Origin of the sequence: Anaerobacillus sp. 1_MG-2023, from assembly GCF_030547345.1 — a bacterium.
Lineage (GTDB): Bacteria > Bacillota > Bacilli > Bacillales > Guptibacillaceae > Guptibacillus > Guptibacillus hwajinpoensis_B.
In genome coordinates this window covers 93,615-113,697 of record NZ_JAUORD010000004.1, presented here as the reverse complement: position 1 = coordinate 113,697, position 20,083 = coordinate 93,615, and the positions used below count along the sequence as shown (strand labels likewise).

Below are 20,083 nucleotides of genomic sequence, written 5' to 3'. Positions count from 1 at the left end.
AAATGGATCTCGTAGCGATCATTGAAGAGAAGTATGATCTAAAAGATGTCCAATGGTTAGAGAAACCACAATTGATCATGACCCATTTAGGTAAAAGAAAACTATCATACTGGCGGGATCGGGATTTGCTTGAGTATCATCTCAACTTCCGTGACCGTCTTTTTTCTCAACATGGATTTCTTTGTAATCGAATGATTCGAACCAATGAAGGGAAAAGATTTATCCGAATAGAAAACGATTATATGACTGTACATGATCATGTAGAAGAAGCTTATCCATTGGAGAACGTTCCTGAAATGAAAGGATATTTACTTGCGACACTACTAAGTACCGGAGATCAGAAGGCTACTCTTACATCACATTTTCCTTATCGTAAGACGTTAGAGGATTTATCGTCTCTAAGATTAACTCATAAAGAACAATACTTGTTACTTGTTAACCTTATTCCAGAAGTGAAAAAGCGCCTGGATTTTGAGATATGTTATTCGCTTCCATTCATTCCATTTACTCACCATGTTTTAAAAGAGGTTTTAGGCCAAATCTACTTTGAATGTAGCGACGAACCACCTGTTTCTGCTTCCAAAGTTATCCTGAAAGAAGTTCATTCCTGGTATGCTCTTAAGAACTCCCCTCACTTTATAAAATGCTTTGAAGCGTTAGTGAATGGCGTGGAGGACGATATGAAACCCAGACTTATTCAGGTTATTTTTGCTCCATGGGAGTGGCAGGAATGTATTCAGGCATTGCAATCGAATATGAATGACCCTGATCAGGTCATGAAAGAGTTTATTGATAAGTGGGAAGCGAATAGAGATATGTTAAGGCTGCTTGAGCTCTCCCTTTCAGATAGGAGGATTTCCTTCTAATGAGCGATCCAGCACTCTTATTTCAATATGATTTATATCCTGAACGGGTTGTACAAATGGGGAAAATCACAAAGATCGAAACAGAGAGAGGCGCGTTTGCTTTAAAAAAAGCGCAGCTTAGTAAAGAACAGATGGATCGTATGCTTTATCTAGAGGAGCGGTTTAAACAGCTAAAATTCGAAGGATATGTACCACTTGTTCGAACAAAGTATGGGGATTCCTTCGTTTATCAAGGGGATCACATCGTTTATTTAACGCCTTGGGTAGATGAAAGGGAAACAAGTCCTGCTCAAAAAGATGAGCTTCTCGTTCATCACCTTGCTGAATTACATGGCTATACTGCTAAAGAGCAAGCTTTTTCTGAAGAAGTGATCAAACAGTCGTATCAGAAAATGGTTTTATTAAGAGAAAGTAGACAATTTGAAATGGAGAAATACGTAAGCCATATTGAAAAACGCATTTATCTTTCGCCATTTGAGCTTACCTTTGTATCACATTTTCATCAACTGATGAGGTATTGTGAGCTCGCGAAAAGAAGATTAGATGACTGGTATGAGCAAATTCTGGATGCAAAACGGTATCGAAGTGTTCTCTGTCACGGAAAATGCTCTCCTTCTCATTATGTATCAAGCGCGGGGAGAGGGTATTTTATTAATTTCGAGAAGTCAGTTAGCGATACTCCTATCAGGGATCTTGCTTATTTTATTCGCTCATCTATTCAACCTTTTCAATTCAATCCTGCTGCCACAACTGCTCATCTTGCCAGATATGAAGCCCAATTCTCTCTTAATGATGAGGAAAAGGAGCTACTTGCAAGCTATTTATATTTTCCAGAGTCGGTTTTTAATAGCGTGTTATTATTTAATGAAAACCGACAACAATGGCCACATATTAAGCATGTCCGCCTATTCACGAAAAAAATAGAAGTGATGAATGGGATAAATAAAGTTCTAGAAAACTTCTAGATCCATTCAAAGTAAAAGCACACTTCTAATGCAACAAGGATTATTAATATAAGTACATCTATAGATGTTGGAAAAAGGATTGTTCGGATCGTTTGAAACACAATAAACGGAGGTACGAACTGAGCGCAAATATCTCTGAACTTATATAACGAGGGTGGGATCTGAAAGCGATTCATTCCACCAAACCGTTTTTTCATATCAGGTATTCTCCTTTGTTTTCAGTTATTGTTACAAATAGACTATGTGTGAAGTTGAAATTGGGTGATTAAGGCGGGAGAGAACTGGCTAAGCTAAGAAAAAGGGCTCTTATGATCTTGACGATCTCGAATCAAAAAGGTAAACTTAATGATACAAATAGTCGACAGGCAAAGATAGGGAGTAGTAGAATGTGAACCCTTCAGAGAGAGAAGTCATTTGCTGAAAGATTTCTCAGGATCGTAGCATTCGAAGTCGCCCTTGAGCTGTTTCTCTGAACGAGTAGTAGGAGAATCCGGTAATCCCGTTATTCGAATGAAGCGTACAGCTAACGTTTATTTAGCTGTAAATAAAGGTGGTACCGCGAAAATACTTCTTTCGTCCTTTTCCTAAGGATGGAGGAAGTTTTTTTGTTGTTTAAAAAGCTTACACCTTCGTGGAAAGAGAACAAGGAAAGCCGCAGAAATGTCCTGAGACTTATTGAATGGAAAGGAAGAGTGACAATGGCGAATAAAGAGCTAACGATGCCGACGAAGTACGATCCAAAGGCAACAGAGCAGAAATGGTACCCGTATTGGGTAGATGGCAAATTTTTTGAGGCAACAGGTGATAAAGAAAAAGAACCTTATACAATTGTAATCCCCCCGCCGAACGTTACAGGTAAACTACACCTCGGGCATGCTTGGGATACAACGCTTCAAGATATTCTATCGCGTGTAAAGCGTATGCAGGGATATGATGTTCTCTGGCTTCCAGGAATGGACCATGCTGGGATTGCGACACAGGCAAAAGTTGAAGGAAAGCTCCGAGAAGAAGGTACCTCGCGCTATGACCTTGGCCGAGAGAAGTTCCTTGAGAAGTCTTGGGAATGGAAAGAAGAGTATGCGGATTTTATTCGTAGCCAGTGGGCGAAGCTTGGTCTTTCTCTAGATTATTCAAGAGAGCGTTTTACACTTGATAACGGTCTTTCTGATGCAGTACGTGAAGTATTTGTAAAGCTATATGAGAAGGGCTTAATTTATCGCGGTGAATATATTATCAACTGGGACCCACAAACAAAAACGGCCCTTTCTGATATTGAAGTTATTCACCAAGAAGTAACTGGTCACTTCTATCATATGCGCTATCCTCTTGCAGATGGCTCAGGACATATCGAAATTGCAACAACTCGTCCTGAAACAATGCTAGGTGACTCAGGTATTGCTGTTCATCCAAAAGATGAGCGCTACAAGCACCTAGTTGGTAAGAAAGCGATTTTGCCGCTTGTAGGGCGTGAAATTGAAATTGTTGCGGATGATTACGTTGATATGGAATTTGGATCAGGTGCTGTGAAAATCACTCCAGCTCACGATCCGAATGACTTCGAAATTGGTAACCGTCATAACCTTGAGCGCATTCTCGTAATGAATGAAGATGGGTCAATGAATGAGAGTGCCGGAGAGTACCAGGGCATGGACCGATTTGAATGCCGTAAGAAACTTGTGAAAGATTTACAGGATAAAGGAATTTTATTCAACATTGAAGAGCACGTTCATTCCGTAGGTCATTCTGAGCGAAGCGGTGCTGTTGTCGAACCTTATCTTTCAACACAGTGGTTTGTTAAAATGGGGCCTCTTGCTGAGCAGGCGATTGCTCTTCAGAAGTCAGACGACAAAGTGAACTTTGTACCTGAGCGATTTGAAAAAACGTATTTAAATTGGATTGAGAACATTCGTGACTGGTGTATTTCAAGACAGCTTTGGTGGGGGCATCGCATTCCCGCGTGGCATCATAAAGAAACTGGAGAGATCCACGTTGGACTTGAAGAGCCAGCCGATATTGAAAACTGGGAGCAAGACGTTGATGTTCTAGATACGTGGTTTAGTTCAGCGCTTTGGCCTTTTTCTACAATGGGATGGCCAAACGAAGACGCTGAAGACTTTAACCGTTTCTACCCAACAAACGTTCTAGTAACGGGTTATGACATTATTTATTTCTGGGTAGCTCGTATGATCTTCCAGGGTATTGAATTTACAGAGCAGCGCCCGTTTAACGACGTCCTCATTCATGGACTTGTACGTGATTCTGAAGGACGTAAGATGAGTAAATCGCTCGGTAACGGTGTCGATCCAATGGATGTTATTGAGAAGTACGGTGCTGATTCCCTTCGTTTCTTCCTATCCACTGGCTCATCACCAGGTCAGGATCTCCGTTTCTATTGGGAAAAGGTAGAGTCTACGTGGAACTTTGCTAATAAAATTTGGAACGCTTCTCGTTTTGCCTTAATGAATATGGATGGCATGACGTATGAGGAACTTGATTTAACAGGTGAAAAATCGACAGCTGATAAATGGATTTTAACTCGCTTAAACGATACGATTGAGCAAGTGACGCGCCTGATTAATAACTATGAGTTTGGTGAAGTGGGTCGTTACCTTTACAACTTTATCTGGGATGACTTCTGTGATTGGTATATTGAAATGGCGAAATTACCGCTCTATGGTGAAGACGAAGTAGCTAAGAAAACAACTCGTTCTGTTCTAGCTTATGTACTTGACCAAACGATGCGTCTTCTGCATCCATTCATGCCTTATCTTACTGAAGAAATCTGGCAACACCTTCCTCATGAAGGAGAATCGATTACTGTTGCAAGCTGGCCAGTAAAGAACGAAGAGCTTCACTTCCCAGAAGCTGCTGCTGATATGGCGCTTCTAACGGAAATTATTCGTTCAGTACGTAACATTCGAGCTGAAATGAATGTGGCACCAAGCAAACCGATTGAACTTCGTATTAAGCCAAAATCAGCTGATACTCAGAAACAGCTTGAACAAAATAGTCAATACATTGAACGCTTCTGTAACCCAGAAACCTTGACTATTTCTGCGGATCTTCAGGCACCGGAAAAATCGATGACGGCTGTTGTATCTGGAGCTGAATTATTCTTGCCGCTTGAAGGGTTAATCAATATTGATGAAGAAATTGAGCGTCTAAAAGGAGAAATGAAGAAGCTAGATTCTGAAGTTGATCGTGTTCAGAAGAAGCTCGCTAATGAACGCTTTATTAGCAAAGCTCCTGAGAAAGTTGTTGAAGAAGAACGAGCGAAAGAAAAGGATTATCTTGAGAGAAGAAGCAACGTAGAAGCTCGTATTAACGAACTAAAAAAATAAGAAAATGACGAATCTCGTTTAGAGGTTCGTCTTCTTTTAAGGAGGGAGCGGGACATATGTTTCACTCATATGACGAAGCGGTAAGTTGGATTCATAGTTTATTAAATCATGGCATTAAACCAGGTTTAGAGCGTATGGAATGGATGCTCGATCAGCTCGACCATCCAGAAAGACGGTTGAAAACGGTACACGTTGGCGGAACGAACGGAAAAGGATCAACCGTTACGTACTTGCGAACGGTGCTCGAGGAGTCGGGGTATGAAGTAGGAAGTTTTACTTCTCCTTATATTGAATCGTTTAGCGAACGAATCGCTATTAATGGACGACCGATTAATGAAGAAGATTTAGTTGCTCTATGCAATCGTGTTCAGCCTCTTGTTGAGATGGCGGCTGTCTCTCCGCTTGGGTCACCAACTGAATTTGAAGTGATTACGGTTATCGCTCTCTTATATTTTGGGACAATTGCCTATCCAGATCTTGTTTTGATGGAAGTTGGTCTTGGCGGACGATTTGATTCAACCAATATTATTCACCCGCTTGTAAGTGTGATTACAAATGTCGGATACGATCATACGCACATTCTAGGGAGTGATATTAAGCAAATCGCTTATGAAAAAGCGGGGATCATTAAGTCAGGGGTTCCTCTTGTGACAACTGCTGAAAAAGAAGAGGTACTCACTCTTTTACATGAAACGACGAAATCGAAAAAGACGAAAATTTATCGATTGAATGAAGAGTTTTCTATTAAGGAGCAAATGAGTGATAAGGAAGGGGAGCGTTTTTCTTTTCAATCACCTTACCGTAAACTCGAAGATCTACACATTCAGATGAAGGGTGAGCACCAGGTAAAAAATGCAGGTGCAGCGCTTATGACACTTGAATATTTACGTGTTTTCTATGGTCTACATATTGAACAGGATATGATTCAGCGCGGACTGGAGAGAGCGAAGTGGCCAGGTCGATTCGAACAGCTTCGTTCAAATCCGACTATTGTTGTGGACGGTGCGCACAATCCGGAAGGTGTCGAAAGTCTTGCTAACACGCTTAAGCAGCATTACCCTGAAAGACACATACATGTTATCTTTAGTGCTCTTGGTGATAAAGATATTGAATCGATGCTAAAACCACTTTATCCTCTAATTGAGACTATTTCGTTTACTACCTTTGAATTTCCAAGAGCTGTATCAGGTGAGGAGTTGTCGAATAAAGCGACTTTTGCTAATAAGAGATATGAGGAAAACTGGAGGAAAGCCATCCAGGTGACGATGGATGAGATGGTTGAAAATGACCTGCTTCTGATAACGGGTTCTCTTTATTTTGTCTCTGAAGTTCGTCATTTTCTAAAAAATTAGAATTTTATAGAAAAAACTAGGACTTTTTCGCCATTTTTTGCTAAAATAGAACTTAACCACATTAATATGGAAAAATATTCTTCCTGGGTTTGGAAGATGGAGGGGGAAACAATTGACTGCATTAATGAAACGTAAAGTTTGGTTGGTATGGCTTTTGTTCTGGCCACTACTCATTTTTGCAACGTTCTATTTCTTTCCTCCTGTATTATCAGGGAATTGGGCAGATGTTCTTGCATTGTTTGTGCTTCTTGCTGTTGTAGCTATGATGCCGATTAATGTAAAGGGGACTGACCTTTTTTTTATCCAGGGGATCTCGCTTGCTGTGTTCTTAAGGTATGGTCTATTTATCGAAATGATCTTAACTCAGTTAGCGATACTCGTTTTTCTTTTAAACTTACGTGTCACAAAAAAAGATAGTCATCGTTATCCTGTTAACATGCTGATGTTTATGCTTGTTTCACTCCTTTCCGGAGGACTTTTCTATTTACTCGGTGGTTCAGTAGGTGAATTCTCTGGTGATGCGATTACGCAGCTCGTTCCTTCAATTGCATACATCTTATCGCTTATTGTTGTAAATCAAATTCTCCTACATTTTTTAAAAATTTATATTTACAAAGAAGCTGATACTAAATTTTTTGGTAAAGATATGCTCTGGGAAGCGATATCCACTGGGGTGACTCTTCCTGTTGGGTTCTTACTATATATGTTACATACCTATCTAGGCACAGTCGCTATTTTCTTTGTAGGCGTACCTTTTATACTGGCTTCTCTTATGCTCAGGCTGTATTATTCAAGCCAAAAAATTAACAATCTTCTTCAGCAAACGAGTGAGATTGGTCAGCAAATCACCCAATCTCTCGATACAGATGAAATATTAAATTTATTCTTAAATGAAGTAAAAGATATGTTCGTTGTTGACTATGCTTATATTATGGATGCCGAACATGTGAAACGATTGACAGTTATTAAGCGATATGAAAAAGAGCGTGGCATTGTATCCAAAGAGGAAAGTAGCCCTTATCAGGAAGGAATCAGTTCAAGGGTGTGGCGAAGCGGACGAAGCCGCTTGTATACGAAGCGTTCTCAGTGGAAGAACCTTACGGAAGGCGTGCTTTCTGACGCTGCTAACTCGGTCATTTCCGTCCCAATGAAGCGGAATAAAAATGTTGTAGGCATCATTACTCTTGCTTCAGACCGCGTCCGTTCTTACGAGAAGCATCACATTCTTGTCCTGCAAATACTAGCTAACTATTTAGCTGTGGCTGTTGATAATGCTAGACATTATGAAGAGACGAAAAGGCGAAGTGAACGATGTCCATTAACGAATTTATACAACTTCAGGTTTTTTGGGGAGTTATTGGATGAGAAATACAAGCGTTTTGGCGAAACGCCTGATCCGTTCTCTATCATTCTGCTCGACCTGGATCATTTCAAAAAAGTGAATGACACATTTGGTCATCATAGTGGTAATGAAGTGCTTTGTGGGGTAGCGAATCGACTTGAAGAAGAAATTGGAGACAGAGGTACAGTTGCAAGATTTGGTGGAGAAGAGTTTGTCGTTCTGCTAGAAAATCATTCTCATAAGAAGAGTGTTCAAGTAGCAGAAGACTTACGATGCTCCATCGCGGATCGTCCATTTGAAATTTATAATGATCTCGATAACGGCAATCGCCAGGTCATTTACGTAACGGCTAGTATTGGTGTGGCTACGGCTCCTGATCAGGGAGAGGATGCGCAAACGTTGATACGAAATGCGGATCGAGCAATGTATACTGGAGCAAAGCAGCAGGGGCGAAACCGCGTTGCGAGCTATGTTGGATAAATAAGAAAACCCCCGTTCTTCACGAATTGTGAAGAACGGGGGTATTTAGTGAGAATCACTTTTTTGAACGCTCAATGGGGACGGGTTCAGCAATGTTCTTAACAAAGGGTTCTTCGGTTTTTAAGTCGGAATAAGTTTTAATGATCGTAGGGTTGTAAGTGATTTTAAGGCGCGATGGCTGATTTTCTTGGTAAGTTTTTTGTTGGAAATAGCCATAGCCATCTCCGTATTCTTTATACTGATTGTTACGTGGATCTATAGATTTTGCTTTTCCTTTAACCGCATTTAAAACGATCCTTCTAGCTGAAATTCCTCCATCGATATTCACGTTAGATCCAACACCAAACATTTCAAATGCGCCTCCAGAATAGAAGTAGCCGCGGATATAGCTTGGATTATCTTCATAAAGCGAGTTATTTCGAATATTAATATCTCCCTCTGCGAAAACGATTAGAGAACCGTTAGTACCATTTTCATTTAGTCCTTTTAGCACAGAGTATTCGATTGTTACATCGCCTTTCACGTAAATCAATGCGTTAAATTCTACGTTTGCTCCACTTATTTTTAAGTCTTTTCCTACATAGAAAGGGCCACTAACTTTTAATTTATCGTAATCATTAATATTATTTGATGAGCTAGAATTTCCAATCGTCAAATTGTTACCTACGTAAATTCCATTTTTGGATTGTGTCTTGCTGTAAGATGTATCACCCCCGTCTAATTTTAAATTGCCGGCTGTACTAAAACGTTTGAAATTATTATTTCCTGTGAATGTAATTAGATCAAACTCATAAATTCTCTGCTGTCCATTATTGTATCTATGTAAGTAGTATGGATATACGTTATCATTTGGCATATTTGTATTACGAATGATTGCGTCTATATAAGTTCCAAAGAAATTGTAAAAGTTATTATAGGAGAAAGTTTTTTTGGTAATAGCTTCTCCGTTTATTGAACTGCTAGAGAGAGTATATTTATATAAGCTCTCACTATCCCCGATATCAACCGGGTCTCTAATGGGCTCGCGCTTTTCGATAATTGGGTAGTCGTTACCTTGAAAAGCTTCTTCTGGATCTACTAAGTGATAGTTACTCGAAGAAAAGTTCGGCTGATTGATATGGTTTTGATAAGTCGGTTTATGGGTGAAATTGATGATTTTTCCACCAAGAACCATTTTAGCTTTCGATGAAGGGTCTGAAATGTTTTGGATCGTCGGTAAGAAAGTATCAATCCAGTAATCCTTTCTGTTATAACTTGCATATCCTTGATCAGTTGTGATTAAATTCCCATCCACTTTCATATCGCCTTGAATCGAAACTCCACCGTGAAGAAATAAATTCCCTTCCCCTTGAACATCACAGTTTTGGTGTCTTTGACAAACCGTGTACGTCCCGAGGGCATACCGCAAAACATCGGGAACAGAGTTGGGTCCAATTTCTAACGTTTTGCGAATCGTTTCAGTTTCACCGTTCACTGTTCCGGTGCTTTCCACTTCGATTACGCGTCTCAATACGTTTGTAGCGGTGCTAAAATTTAAAACTTTGGCTACAGAAGTTCCAGTTTGATGATTGATAGAAGTTGGAGATTTGTGCCCTTTGATTGTTGTGTCAATTAAGGTATTAAATTCAGCGATTGATTTACCGGACGTACCAAGTCCGTTTCGAAGGTCTGTTTGGATGGATTGGACGATCTCATCAACGCCTTTTTCTGCTACATAAGTTGCTTGCACGTCGTCTTCTCTTAATTCCGTTCGCTTCGTCCCGTTGACAGTCGCGCTAAGTAAAGAGAGACCGAGCACGGTAAAAATGAGCGTAACAAGCAATACAAGTACGAGACTCGAACCGTGTTCATTTCGAATATGATTATGGTGCATTAGCGGCCTCCGTTAATAGCCCAATTTGACTTTCGAGTGTTAAAGGTTTGGCGAAGTCAACGTCGGGTTTCGTAATATGAATTGTAATTCTGAACTGCCCTTTGGAAGGCTCAGAAATTTTGGAGCCAGTTAAATCATACTCAGCGGCATTCACTACCTGACCATTTAACAGTGCCTTCCCTTCTTTAAAGCCAATTGTTGTAGTGTTATTAATTGTCAAGAGATAGATTTCCTTAGCAGGTTTAAACTCTCTTTTTGTAATTTCTACTTCTTTAACTGGATAAAGCTTGTTTATAAACGAGGTCATCACAATATCAGCTTCATCACGAAAAGCTGTTTCTGTTTTCACTTTTTCATATGAGTGAAGCCCGTTAAAAAGAAAGGAATAGATAGCGATTGAAACGATTGAAAGGAGAACGAGTGTAATCAGAACTTCTGGTAGTGTAACTCCTCGATTATTATGGAAGTATGGAATCATTCGCGATATACCCCTCGACTGTGCTTTTAATAGATTTATCGGAAGAAGTGAGAGAAACATCCACCTGTATATCAACTAATTTTAAATCTTTTTCATTGTTATCCTGGCTGAGGGCAACGTCGATAGCATATTCATGATTGTTAATTAATACACGATAGTTTTGACAACTAGATCCCCCAGACGCTTGGCAAGATTGAAAGGAATAAGGGCTTCCGGCTATGCCGTTCGTAATATAAGAAGATGGTTCTAATTGAATTCTCTCTAGAGTAGAGCGTGCAAGGTTCACGGCAACTAATTTTTGATTATTATAGGACGATATTGTATTTGATTGCGAAAAAAAATAAGAAGCGGCTAAAACGATTGTTGTTAATAGAGTCAGTGAGACGAGAATTTCGACAAGAGTAAAACCTTTTTCGTTATTAAGCACGACTCTCCCCCTTATGTAAAAGAATAGTTGGAAAAAAATAGTGTTGTTTCCAATTTACTAATACTATTATACAATAAACTACATAAATTTCTTTTTATTGTGAAATATTGACAATATTTTTATTGAGGAGGTGTTAAGCTAGTGCAATTTGTATTAGCTTTAATCGGTGGAGGTTTGCTTTTACTTATTCTGACGCTCGTTCCTATGAATCTTACCATCATACAAAAAACATGGGTGGCTGGATTGGGTGTGTTATTAAGCATGCTATTACTAGTGGTAAAGGGAATATACCCTCTCCCACTAGCAATCTTACTTGTTTTCCTTTGTGCATGTGGGTTTATGTATCTTTTTTGGAAGAAAGCCAATTACTTATTTGTTCAGGTTCAGAGTGAGACAAGTGTTGCGATGGATGTGGAAGAAACAAATCGTGAGGGGAAATCGTCTTTTTTGACGAAATCTATTAAAGATACAGTAGAAAGTGACGATAATAGTAGAAAGAAAGATGATGACGTAGAAACGGATGAAAGAACCGGTCATATTGATGAAGAACAGTCAACAGAACATGAACTATTTTTAAAGATTGATCAAATAGACGAAATGGAAGACGATCTGAAAGAGACGGAGGAATCAACTGAGACCTTGGACGAAGAACTAGAAAAGGTTGAGTCGATTGAAGAAGTGAACCAGTACATAGCGAATATAGAGGAGAACGATAAGGAAGAAACTCTTCCTACAGAAGATGAACTAAGTGAGCTAGAAGAAATGGAAGACATTGATTTTTCAGCAAGAATGGAAACGGTCTATGAGGAAGAAGAGGTTGAGGAAGAGGAAGAAGAACTTGACGGATTTTTCGAAGATTTCATTCGTGAAGCTGAGCAAGAAGAAGTAGGTTCTGAGAACAAAGAACATCCTGATCTAGCTGAAGAAGTCGTTGATGAAAAGGATCCACCAACGCGCAAAGAGCTATCTGATATTTCTTCTCAAGAAGAAGAGCGGAAGGTTCAACGAATGGAAGAAAAGGTTTTAGATGAGGAAGAGAATGAAAGTTCTATATTGATAGTAGAACAGCTTGATTTAATCGAAGATGAGCATGAGGAAGAAGAACAAGTAAATCTTGATAATAGTGATGAAGCTGTTGAGCGATCAGTAGAAGTAGCTTCTCGCATGTTTGATTTACTTCATGATCAAGCAAAGAATTACAAAGAAAGCGGCTTTGTAAAAGAGTATGAACAAATGACCCAGCAGCTTCTCAGCAGTGAGCTCGACGATGTGATGTATTTCTCGGTCGCGGCTGAGTATAGAGACTATCTTATGCAAAAAGAAAGCTGGAATGAAGTACTAGCATTATTAAATGAAATGGAGACTCGCTGTCAGTATCCACTGCTCGAGCAAGAAATTCATTACCTTCAGTCGATGATTCAGAACAAAATGATGAAATAGGTGTGTGATCACAGATGAAAAAAAGCAATCAGGTAGTAGGACTTCCGATCATTAGCATTCAAAGCGGTTCAGAAATTGGGCATGTAAAGTCACTTGTCATTAATGCCGCAGATAAATCAATTGATTTTCTAACCGTAGACCATCCGGACTGGGATGTGAGTGTAAAAGCTGTTCCATTTCGTAAGGTAATCGGTGTAGGAGAATACGCTGTAATGATTGAAGAAGAGAAAGCGATCTTTGATCTTTCAGAAATTCCGATTGCAAATGAATTAGTCAAAAAGAAAATTAGTATCATTGGTACTAAGATTATTGACCGTGGTGGTCAGTTCCATGGGGAAGTAAGTGAGTTTTTCCTTGATGATCATACTGGTCGAATTCTTGGTCTTCAGTTTAAAAATAAAGACGCCGAACACTTTCTATCAACAGAGCATATTATTACGCTCGGAAAAGATCTTCTCATCGTTGCAATCGATGCATTCAAACACGTTGCGGAGAATCCAGAAGCATTTCTTGGAGAGGAAGATTCGCAGAGTATAGAAGTAGCTGATGTAAATCAGAGTACGGAAGAAGCAAAAGTCCCTGAGTCAGAGCAACTATCGAACTATGCGCAGCCTAGTGTTGATGAAGATTCTGACTTCAAGGAAAAGCAGATTGAATTATTAGAAGGTAAGACGTTATTAAAAGATATTTATGGTTCCGATGGAAAGCTTCTTTTTGAACAGGGGATTATTTTGAGTCGGGAGCAAATCGTTACAGCCCAGGACACTGGTGTAGGTGTTGTTGTTGAAATGTCCATGCATGTATCAGAATAGGGGTGCGTAGGAGATGAGCGAGATAGCTCTTAAAGGGTTGATGAAAACAGCAGGACTTGTTGTCGTATCTACTATTTTTATTTCTACTTTTTCGATCCTTGGCACCTCTTCTTATCAAACGGTTTTTGGAGAAAATACGTTTCCAGAGAACACGCTAATCGGAAGCGTTTCTGTATCTGGAATGCAGCCAGCTGAGGCTAAAGAGAAAATCAATAAAGAAGCAGAGGCGTGGAAGTCGTCTCAATCTCTCTCCTTACAGCATGATTCAGAGAACATCACATTACCTGGAGAGCTTTGGACGTTTCAAACAAATGAAACAGTGGACGCGAGGGCTTCCACTGATGCAATCGAAGTGCCACTTATCGTTACCATTAACACAGAACACCTGACAGAACTTATTTCCGAAATGGGTGTGAATGCTGATCTTTTTAGCTTACCTTTACTTTCAGAAGTGCTGACAGGGTATGCGTCTACCTTTGAAAGAGATGACATTTCAATCGATTTAGCGAATTATTACGCTACTGCTAACGATATCGAAAAAATCGCTCAGAGTAAGGTGGAGGGCGAGGAGGACCTCATTCTCGTTCCGAATCTAGCGAAGGCGTTTGAGAACGTGACGATTGAGCCAGAGCAACCTTTTTCTCTGCAGGAGTTGTTAAGGGAAGCGAGTGTCACTGAAAAAGCGACAGAGAGTTTGAATCTCTTCTCATCAGCGATTATGGAAGTTCTGCTCCATTCAAATTTTGAGCTAAAAGAACGACATACGACGCTAGAGCTTCCAAAGTATGGGGAGTTAGGATTAAATGCTTCCATCAATATGACAAATCAAGATTTCAGCTTCTATAATCCGAATGAGTCGTCCTATAATCTTGAATTTAAATGGGATAAGGATCATCTCATCGTTACGCTTTATGGCCCACCATTTCCATTAACGTATCAACCATCTGTCGAAAAGGAAAAACTCGAACCAGATACAATCATTCAATATTCTGAAGCGCTAAGCGGGAATGAGAAAACGATTATCCAGGAAGGTAAGCTCGGCTATCTGATTACGACATATCGAGAGACGCTTGATCAAGATAATCGCGTAATTAAGAAGGAAAAAATGATTGAAGACTTTTATTCTCCAATTCATCGAATTGAGAAAAAGGCTTATCCAGAGCCACCAGTTGTTGAAAAAACTGAAGACACCCAGTCAGATGATGACGGTTCATCTGAGGGTGAAAAAGAGAATGGGAAAGAAATCGATGAGAAAAGCTCAGTAGATGAAAATGGTAATCCAATAGATGGTGATAAAAGTGATGAACCCTCTGAGAACAAGGATGGAAAAGGGAACGAGGACGAAGTGATAAAGGGCTTAGAGTATCAGAAGGAGGAAGAGGGTTGAAACAAACAAAGAAACGCCTTGGTGACCTCCTAATTGAATCTAATGCTATTACGAGAGAACAGCTAGAAGAAACGTTGTCTCAAAAACCTAGTAGCTTGAAGCTTGGTGATGCTTTAATTCAGCAGGGCACGATTACAGAGCAGCAGTTAATTGAAGTACTTGAGTTTCAGCTCGGTATTCCACATGTTAGCTTATATAACTATCCTGTTGAGCAACATGTTATTGATCTTGTCCCAAAGGATATTGTCAAAAAATATCACCTTATTCCACTTAAGATTGAGAATAGTCGGCTTTACGTCGCGATGTCGGATCCAATGGATTTCTTTGCGATTGACGATTTAAGACTCTCGACGGGCTTTCTTATTGAAAGAGCGATTGCTACTACGGATGATATTGCAAGAGCTATAAGTAAATATTACGAAATTGATGATTCAATGGATGAACTATTGAGTGACTTACCGGGAGAACGGAAAGATCTTGAGGAAGAGCAAATCACGGATGAAGAATCACCTGTCGTTCGACTTGTGAATCAGATCATTCAGTTTGCGGTTCAAAATCGTGCAAGTGACATTCATTTTGATCCTCAAGAAACGAAGCTTCAAATTCGTTATAGGGTGGATGGTCAGCTAAGAACAGAGCGAAGTTTACCGAAGCATATGCAAAAAGTGCTCACTGCACGCGTTAAGATCATGGCAAACCTTAATATTACGGAAAGCCGTGTCCCTCAGGATGGCCGTATTAAAGTGAACTTAAATTTAAAACCGGTTGATCTGCGGGTCTCGACTTTACCAACCGTTTATGGAGAGAAGATTGTTCTTCGTGTTCTTGATATGGGCAGTACGTTAAATCAGCTGAATAAGCTTGATCTTCATCCCATTAATGATCGAAGGTTTCGTAAAATGGTCGAGCAGCCGAACGGAATTATTTTGATTACTGGTCCAACGGGGTCAGGTAAATCTTCTACTCTCTATGCGACGCTTAATCACCTTAATGAGGAAGAAACGAATATTATTACGGTTGAAGATCCTGTAGAATATCGTCTCGAAGGAATTAATCAAGTTCAAGTGAACAGCAACGTAGGACTTACGTTTGCGAAAGGACTTCGTTCTATACTGAGGCAGGACCCGGATATCGTTATGGTTGGAGAAATTCGTGATACAGAAACAGCGGAGATTGCGGTTCGTGCTTCTTTAACAGGGCACTTAGTCCTAAGTACGCTTCATACAAACGATTCGATCGCAACGATTGCTAGATTAATAGATATGGGAGTCGAGCCCTTTCTCGTAGCTGCCTCTCTTTCGGGCATTGTATCACAGCGCCTTGTAAGGCGAGTTTGCCGTGATTGTGGTACTAAGGAAGAAGCAACAGAGCGTGAGAAGGAGATCTTTAAAAAGCGCGGCATTTCGATCTCGACTATTACTCGAGGAAAAGGCTGCGGTAACTGCAATATGACAGGATACAAAGGAAGGATCGCACTACAAGAGGTGCTTGTAATGGACGATGCGATCCGAAAAAAAATTATGAATAACGAATCGATGACATCGATCCGTCAGTACGCGATCAAAAAGGGGACGATTTTCTTGATCGATGATGGATTGTTAAAAGTGAAGCACGGGCTAACAACGACCGAAGAAGTTCTTCGCGTCGCTTTCAATGAGTAGGTGAGAATATGAAGGAGCAATTGGACAGGCTTTTAAAAGCGGCTTTTCAACTTGGCGCCTCTGATTTACATCTTACAGTTGGGGTTCCGCCAATTGTGAGAGTGAATGGGGATTTGAAGCGCTATGGAAATGAATCGCTTCTCCCCAATGTGACCGAACAAATGGCGAAGCTCTTAATTCCAGAAGGACTGTGGGATACGTTTACTGAAAAGGGAGATCTCGATTTCTCATATAGCATGCCAGGTGTTTCGAGGTTCAGAATGAATGCTTATCATCAGCGCTCGTGTATTAGTCTCGCGATCAGAATTGTGCCGACTGATATTCCTTCAATGGAAGCATTGCACGTTCCTGAAATTATGAAGAAGTTATCTCTTAAACCACAGGGTCTCATTTTGGTGACGGGGCCAACAGGATCCGGAAAATCAACAACGCTTGCATCGACTATCAACTTTATGAATCATACGGTGCAAAAGCATATCATTACCCTTGAAGATCCAATTGAATATTTACATAAACACCGTAGCTGTGTCATTGATCAGCGAGAGGTAGGATCCGATACGAAAAATTTCGGAGATGGCCTTCGCGCTGCCTTAAGACAAGATCCAGATGTGATTCTTGTCGGGGAGCTGCGTGATCTCGAAACAATTCAAACTGCTGTCACGGCCGCCGAGACAGGCCACCTAGTTCTTGGTACGCTTCATACGAGCAATGCTTCAGCGACGATTGATCGCATCATCGATGTGTTTCCTCCGAGTCAGCAAACCCAAATTCGGGTTCAGCTCGCATCTGTGCTCGTTGGTATCTTGTCTCAGCGTCTTTTCCCAACGGAGGATCGTAAAGGGAGACGACCCGCGTTTGAAGTGCTAGTGAATAACGCAGCTGTAGCGAATTTAATTCGTGACAGCAAGGTGTATCAAATTCCAAATGTACTTCAGACAAGTCGAGCAGCGGGAATGATCGCGCTTGAAAGCTCAATCAAACAGCTTTTAAGTGAGAATGCGATTTTGCGAGAAGCTGCTGAGCCGTATTTACAGGGGGAGTAGACTGATGAGTCAATTTCAATACGTTGGTAAAACAACGAAAGGAAGAGTAAAGAAAGGAAACATGCCGGGTGATTCGAAGCGCGACGTGATTCTTGCTCTTCGTGAAAAAGGGATTGCCGTGATGGAAATTCAAGAAGTCGAGGCTTCTGTTCTTGCGAAAGATATTTCGATAGGTAACCCTGTGAAATTACGCGACTTTGTCGTGTATTTGAGGCAGTTTGCAACACTTCTTCGGGCTGGTATTTCGATTGTAGACTCCACGGCCATTTTAGCTGAGCAAACGGAAAGCAAAGCGCTCGGAAAGGCGTTAAAAGCGATTGAAGAAGAACTCCGTACAGGAAATCCATTTTCGGAAGCTGCAGCAAAGCATCCAAAGGTTTTTCCGCCCATGTTTACAAATATGGTGTATGCCGGTGAGGTGAGCGGTGGCATGGATGAAGCACTCGATCGTCTTGGGGAGTATTTTGAAAAACAGCATAAGACGAGGCAAAAAGTCATTTCTGCGATGACGTATCCCGTCATTGTCGGGGTCGTCGCTATTGGTGTTGTGATCTTTTTATTAGCATCCGTCGTGCCTACTTTTGCGGATATGTTAGAAGATTTAGGGGGTGATTTACCGGCCATTACGCAGTTTGTGATGAGTACAAGTGTCGTCGTTCAAGTGTATTGGTGGCTCATAATTTTGGTAATTGTGACAATAGTCGGATTGATTTCTATAATTAGACAAAAAAGTTATAGTAAGTATTATTTCGACTATGCTATACTAAAAATGCCGGTTTTCGGAAAAATTTTACAAAAGGCGACACTTGCGCGAATGACGCGCACGTTAAGCTCTCTTTTCTCAAGTTCGGTCCCCATTCTGCAGTCGATGGCGATCGTGGAAAAGGTTGTAGGAAACGAGGTGGTGGTGAGGGTACTGCGTGAGTCAAGAACTTCGCTTGAGCAGGGGAAACGATTAACAGAACCAATGAAAGCACACTGGATTTTTCCTCCACTCGTCACGCAAATGATCGCCATTGGAGAGGAAACGGGTTCACTCGATGCGATGCTAGCGAAAGTTGCCGACTTCTATGAAGACGAAGTTGAAAACGCAACCGATCGCTTAAAAGCCATGATTGAGCCGCTTATGATTGTGTTCCTCGCTAGTATTGTTGGCGTCATCGTTCTTGCCATTATCGTACCGATGTTTGAAATCTACAACAATGTGGGGTAGAAAAGTAGTTTGAAAGACACCATGGGAAATCATACTTAGAAGAGAAACAGAAAAACAGAAACCAAGGGGGAAAAAAGATGTTGAAACGTTATTTGAAGAATGAGAAAGGTTTAACGTTAATTGAATTGCTTGTGGTTATCGTTATTCTAGGAATTATTGCAGCGATTGCAATTCCGGCGATTGGTAGTTTGATTGACAACTCAAAGAAAGATGCTCATATTGCGAATGCAGAGCAAATGGCAAGTGCGGCTAGAATGGCTATTGCACAAGACGGTGAAGGTACTAAAACATTTACAATGGATACGCTTATTAGTAAAGGATATTTAGAAGGAGCACCAGAATCTCCTGGCAACTCTGGTGCATATAAAGCTGACGAATCTAAAGTAGTGGTCACTTTCCCTGCAGATACTAGTACTTCTAAGAAATCAGCCGTATACACTATCACGCTTGTTGGTGCTACTGGAACTTATGTGAGTGGTGTAGACGTTACTGCCATGACAAGAGATGACGTAAAACTAAAGGGAACAATAACAAATCAAGGTTCTAACTAATTGGAAAACCCTCCCAGGAGGGTTTTCTTCCTACTACATACCGCTTTTTAAATCTATTAAACTCTTTCGAAGAAGGATGAAACATATGGGGGTCATTTTACATAGCTATTTATTTCTAGTTGGGCTTGCACTTGGGTCTTTTTATAATGTTGTAGGTCTTCGTGTGCCTGTCAAACGATCGATTGTGGCCCCGCGCTCATCCTGTCCAACGTGTGAACGAGAGCTTTCACCGCTTGAGCTTGTGCCGGTTTTCTCTTATTTATTCCAGCGCGGGAAATGCAAAGGCTGCGCGTCACGTATTTCACCGATATACGCCGGTGTTGAATTCGCTACGGCGCTTCTTTTTACGATTGCACCGTTTTTGGTGGGATGGTCAAAAGAATTGATCATTTCGTATGGATTGATTTCGCTTCTTGTGATTATTTTTGTTTCAGATATCACCTATATGCTTATTCCAGATCGTATTCTACTTTTTTTTGCCGCTTACTTTATTGTTGGTCGAATTCTTGTTCCAATGGATCCGTGGTACAGCCCTTTTATTGGAGCGGCTGGAGGGTTTTTATTACTCCTTCTCATTGCTGTTATTAGTAAAGGGGGAATGGGCGGCGGTGACATTAAATTGTTCGCAGTGCTAGGGCTCGTCTTTGGTTATCAGGAATTACTTCTTGTGTTTTTCTTTTCTACTTTATGTGGCACGATCATTGGCGTAACAGCGCTATCGACTGGGAGAGTAAAGCGAAAGCAGCACATTCCATTTGGACCATCGATAGCGCTTGGCGCGATCTTAACGTATTTTTATGGCGAACAAATCTTGCACTGGTATTTTAGTTTTCTTTCATGATGGAGGGAATA

Annotated in this window: 16 protein-coding genes and 1 other annotated feature; of the genes, 13 read left to right on the top strand and 3 right to left on the bottom strand. The window is 40.6% G+C overall.

The annotated features are described in order from the left end of the window. Positions 1 to 2: 2 nt before the first annotated feature. The 5 genes from Q4550_RS09120 to Q4550_RS09100 all read left to right on the top strand — a co-directional run bounded on the left by Q4550_RS09120 (position 3) and on the right by Q4550_RS09100 (position 8,346). Complete coding sequence (locus Q4550_RS09120; protein ID WP_303531985.1) at positions 3 to 866, top strand: hypothetical protein; 864 nt, start codon at positions 3 to 5, stop codon at positions 864 to 866. After that, positions 866 to 1,831, top strand: coding sequence for a phosphotransferase (locus Q4550_RS09115; protein ID WP_303531983.1), 966 nt, complete (start codon positions 866 to 868; stop codon positions 1,829 to 1,831). Before Q4550_RS09120 ends, Q4550_RS09115 begins: the two co-directional genes overlap by 1 nt. A gap of 359 nt (positions 1,832 to 2,190) precedes the next feature. Next, positions 2,191 to 2,415 (top strand) — a binding site (T-box leader). A 114-nt stretch (positions 2,416 to 2,529) separates the two neighbouring features. Next, positions 2,530 to 5,172: a valine--tRNA ligase gene (locus Q4550_RS09110; RefSeq protein ID WP_303532330.1), complete on the top strand. Its 2,643-nt coding sequence runs from the start codon at positions 2,530 to 2,532 to the stop codon at positions 5,170 to 5,172. Positions 5,173 to 5,228: 56 nt separating this feature from the next. Beyond that, positions 5,229 to 6,524, top strand: coding sequence for a bifunctional folylpolyglutamate synthase/dihydrofolate synthase (locus Q4550_RS09105; RefSeq protein ID WP_303531980.1), 1,296 nt, complete (start codon positions 5,229 to 5,231; stop codon positions 6,522 to 6,524). Positions 6,525 to 6,636: 112 nt separating this feature from the next. Beyond that, positions 6,637 to 8,346, top strand: a complete 1,710-nt coding sequence (locus Q4550_RS09100) for a sensor domain-containing diguanylate cyclase (protein WP_303531977.1) — start codon at positions 6,637 to 6,639, stop codon at positions 8,344 to 8,346. A gap of 55 nt (positions 8,347 to 8,401) precedes the next feature. On the opposite strand, the gene Q4550_RS09095 is transcribed toward Q4550_RS09100, so the two are convergent. The 3 genes from Q4550_RS09095 to Q4550_RS09085 are packed head-to-tail and all read right to left on the bottom strand — an operon-like array spanning position 8,402 to position 11,124. After that, positions 8,402 to 10,219: a hypothetical protein gene (locus tag Q4550_RS09095; RefSeq protein ID WP_303531974.1), complete on the bottom strand. Its 1,818-nt coding sequence runs from the start codon at positions 10,217 to 10,219 to the stop codon at positions 8,402 to 8,404. Continuing rightward, positions 10,209 to 10,697: a PulJ/GspJ family protein gene (locus Q4550_RS09090; protein WP_303531972.1), complete on the bottom strand. Its 489-nt coding sequence runs from the start codon at positions 10,695 to 10,697 to the stop codon at positions 10,209 to 10,211. Before Q4550_RS09090 ends, Q4550_RS09095 begins: the two co-directional genes overlap by 11 nt. Further along, positions 10,678 to 11,124: a type IV pilus modification PilV family protein gene (locus Q4550_RS09085; protein ID WP_303531971.1), complete on the bottom strand. Its 447-nt coding sequence runs from the start codon at positions 11,122 to 11,124 to the stop codon at positions 10,678 to 10,680. The genes Q4550_RS09090 and Q4550_RS09085 overlap by 20 nt, the downstream gene beginning before the upstream one ends. Positions 11,125 to 11,265: 141 nt before the next feature. On the opposite strand from Q4550_RS09085, the gene Q4550_RS09080 reads away from it, so the two are divergent. From Q4550_RS09080 to Q4550_RS09045, 8 genes are all read left to right on the top strand, one after another. Beyond that, a complete protein-coding gene (locus tag Q4550_RS09080; protein ID WP_303531970.1) occupies positions 11,266 to 12,564 on the top strand; it encodes a hypothetical protein in 1,299 nt (432 codons plus the stop codon). 14 nt (positions 12,565 to 12,578) lie between these two features. Continuing rightward, a complete protein-coding gene (locus tag Q4550_RS09075; RefSeq protein ID WP_303531968.1) occupies positions 12,579 to 13,376 on the top strand; it encodes a PRC-barrel domain-containing protein in 798 nt (265 codons plus the stop codon). Between the two features lie 13 nt (positions 13,377 to 13,389). Continuing rightward, positions 13,390 to 14,763 carry a VanW family protein gene (locus Q4550_RS09070; RefSeq protein WP_303531966.1) on the top strand — a complete coding sequence of 458 codons (1,374 nt, stop codon included), beginning with the start codon at positions 13,390 to 13,392 and terminating at the stop codon, positions 14,761 to 14,763. After that, on the top strand, positions 14,760 to 16,424 hold the full coding sequence (locus Q4550_RS09065) for a GspE/PulE family protein (protein WP_303531963.1): 1,665 nt from the start codon (positions 14,760 to 14,762) through the stop codon (positions 16,422 to 16,424). Before Q4550_RS09070 ends, Q4550_RS09065 begins: the two co-directional genes overlap by 4 nt. Before the next feature lie 8 nt (positions 16,425 to 16,432). Beyond that, positions 16,433 to 17,467, top strand: coding sequence for a type IV pilus twitching motility protein PilT (locus Q4550_RS09060; RefSeq protein ID WP_303531961.1), 1,035 nt, complete (start codon positions 16,433 to 16,435; stop codon positions 17,465 to 17,467). 4 nt (positions 17,468 to 17,471) lie between these two features. Continuing rightward, entirely contained in the window at positions 17,472 to 18,680 is a 1,209-nt protein-coding gene (locus tag Q4550_RS09055; RefSeq protein ID WP_303531959.1) for a type II secretion system F family protein, read from the top strand. Positions 18,681 to 18,757: 77 nt separating this feature from the next. Beyond that, a complete protein-coding gene (locus Q4550_RS09050) occupies positions 18,758 to 19,231 on the top strand; it encodes a prepilin-type N-terminal cleavage/methylation domain-containing protein (RefSeq protein ID WP_303531957.1) in 474 nt (157 codons plus the stop codon). A gap of 85 nt (positions 19,232 to 19,316) precedes the next feature. Next, a complete protein-coding gene (locus Q4550_RS09045) occupies positions 19,317 to 20,072 on the top strand; it encodes a prepilin peptidase (RefSeq protein ID WP_303531955.1) in 756 nt (251 codons plus the stop codon). Positions 20,073 to 20,083: the final 11 nt, after the last annotated feature.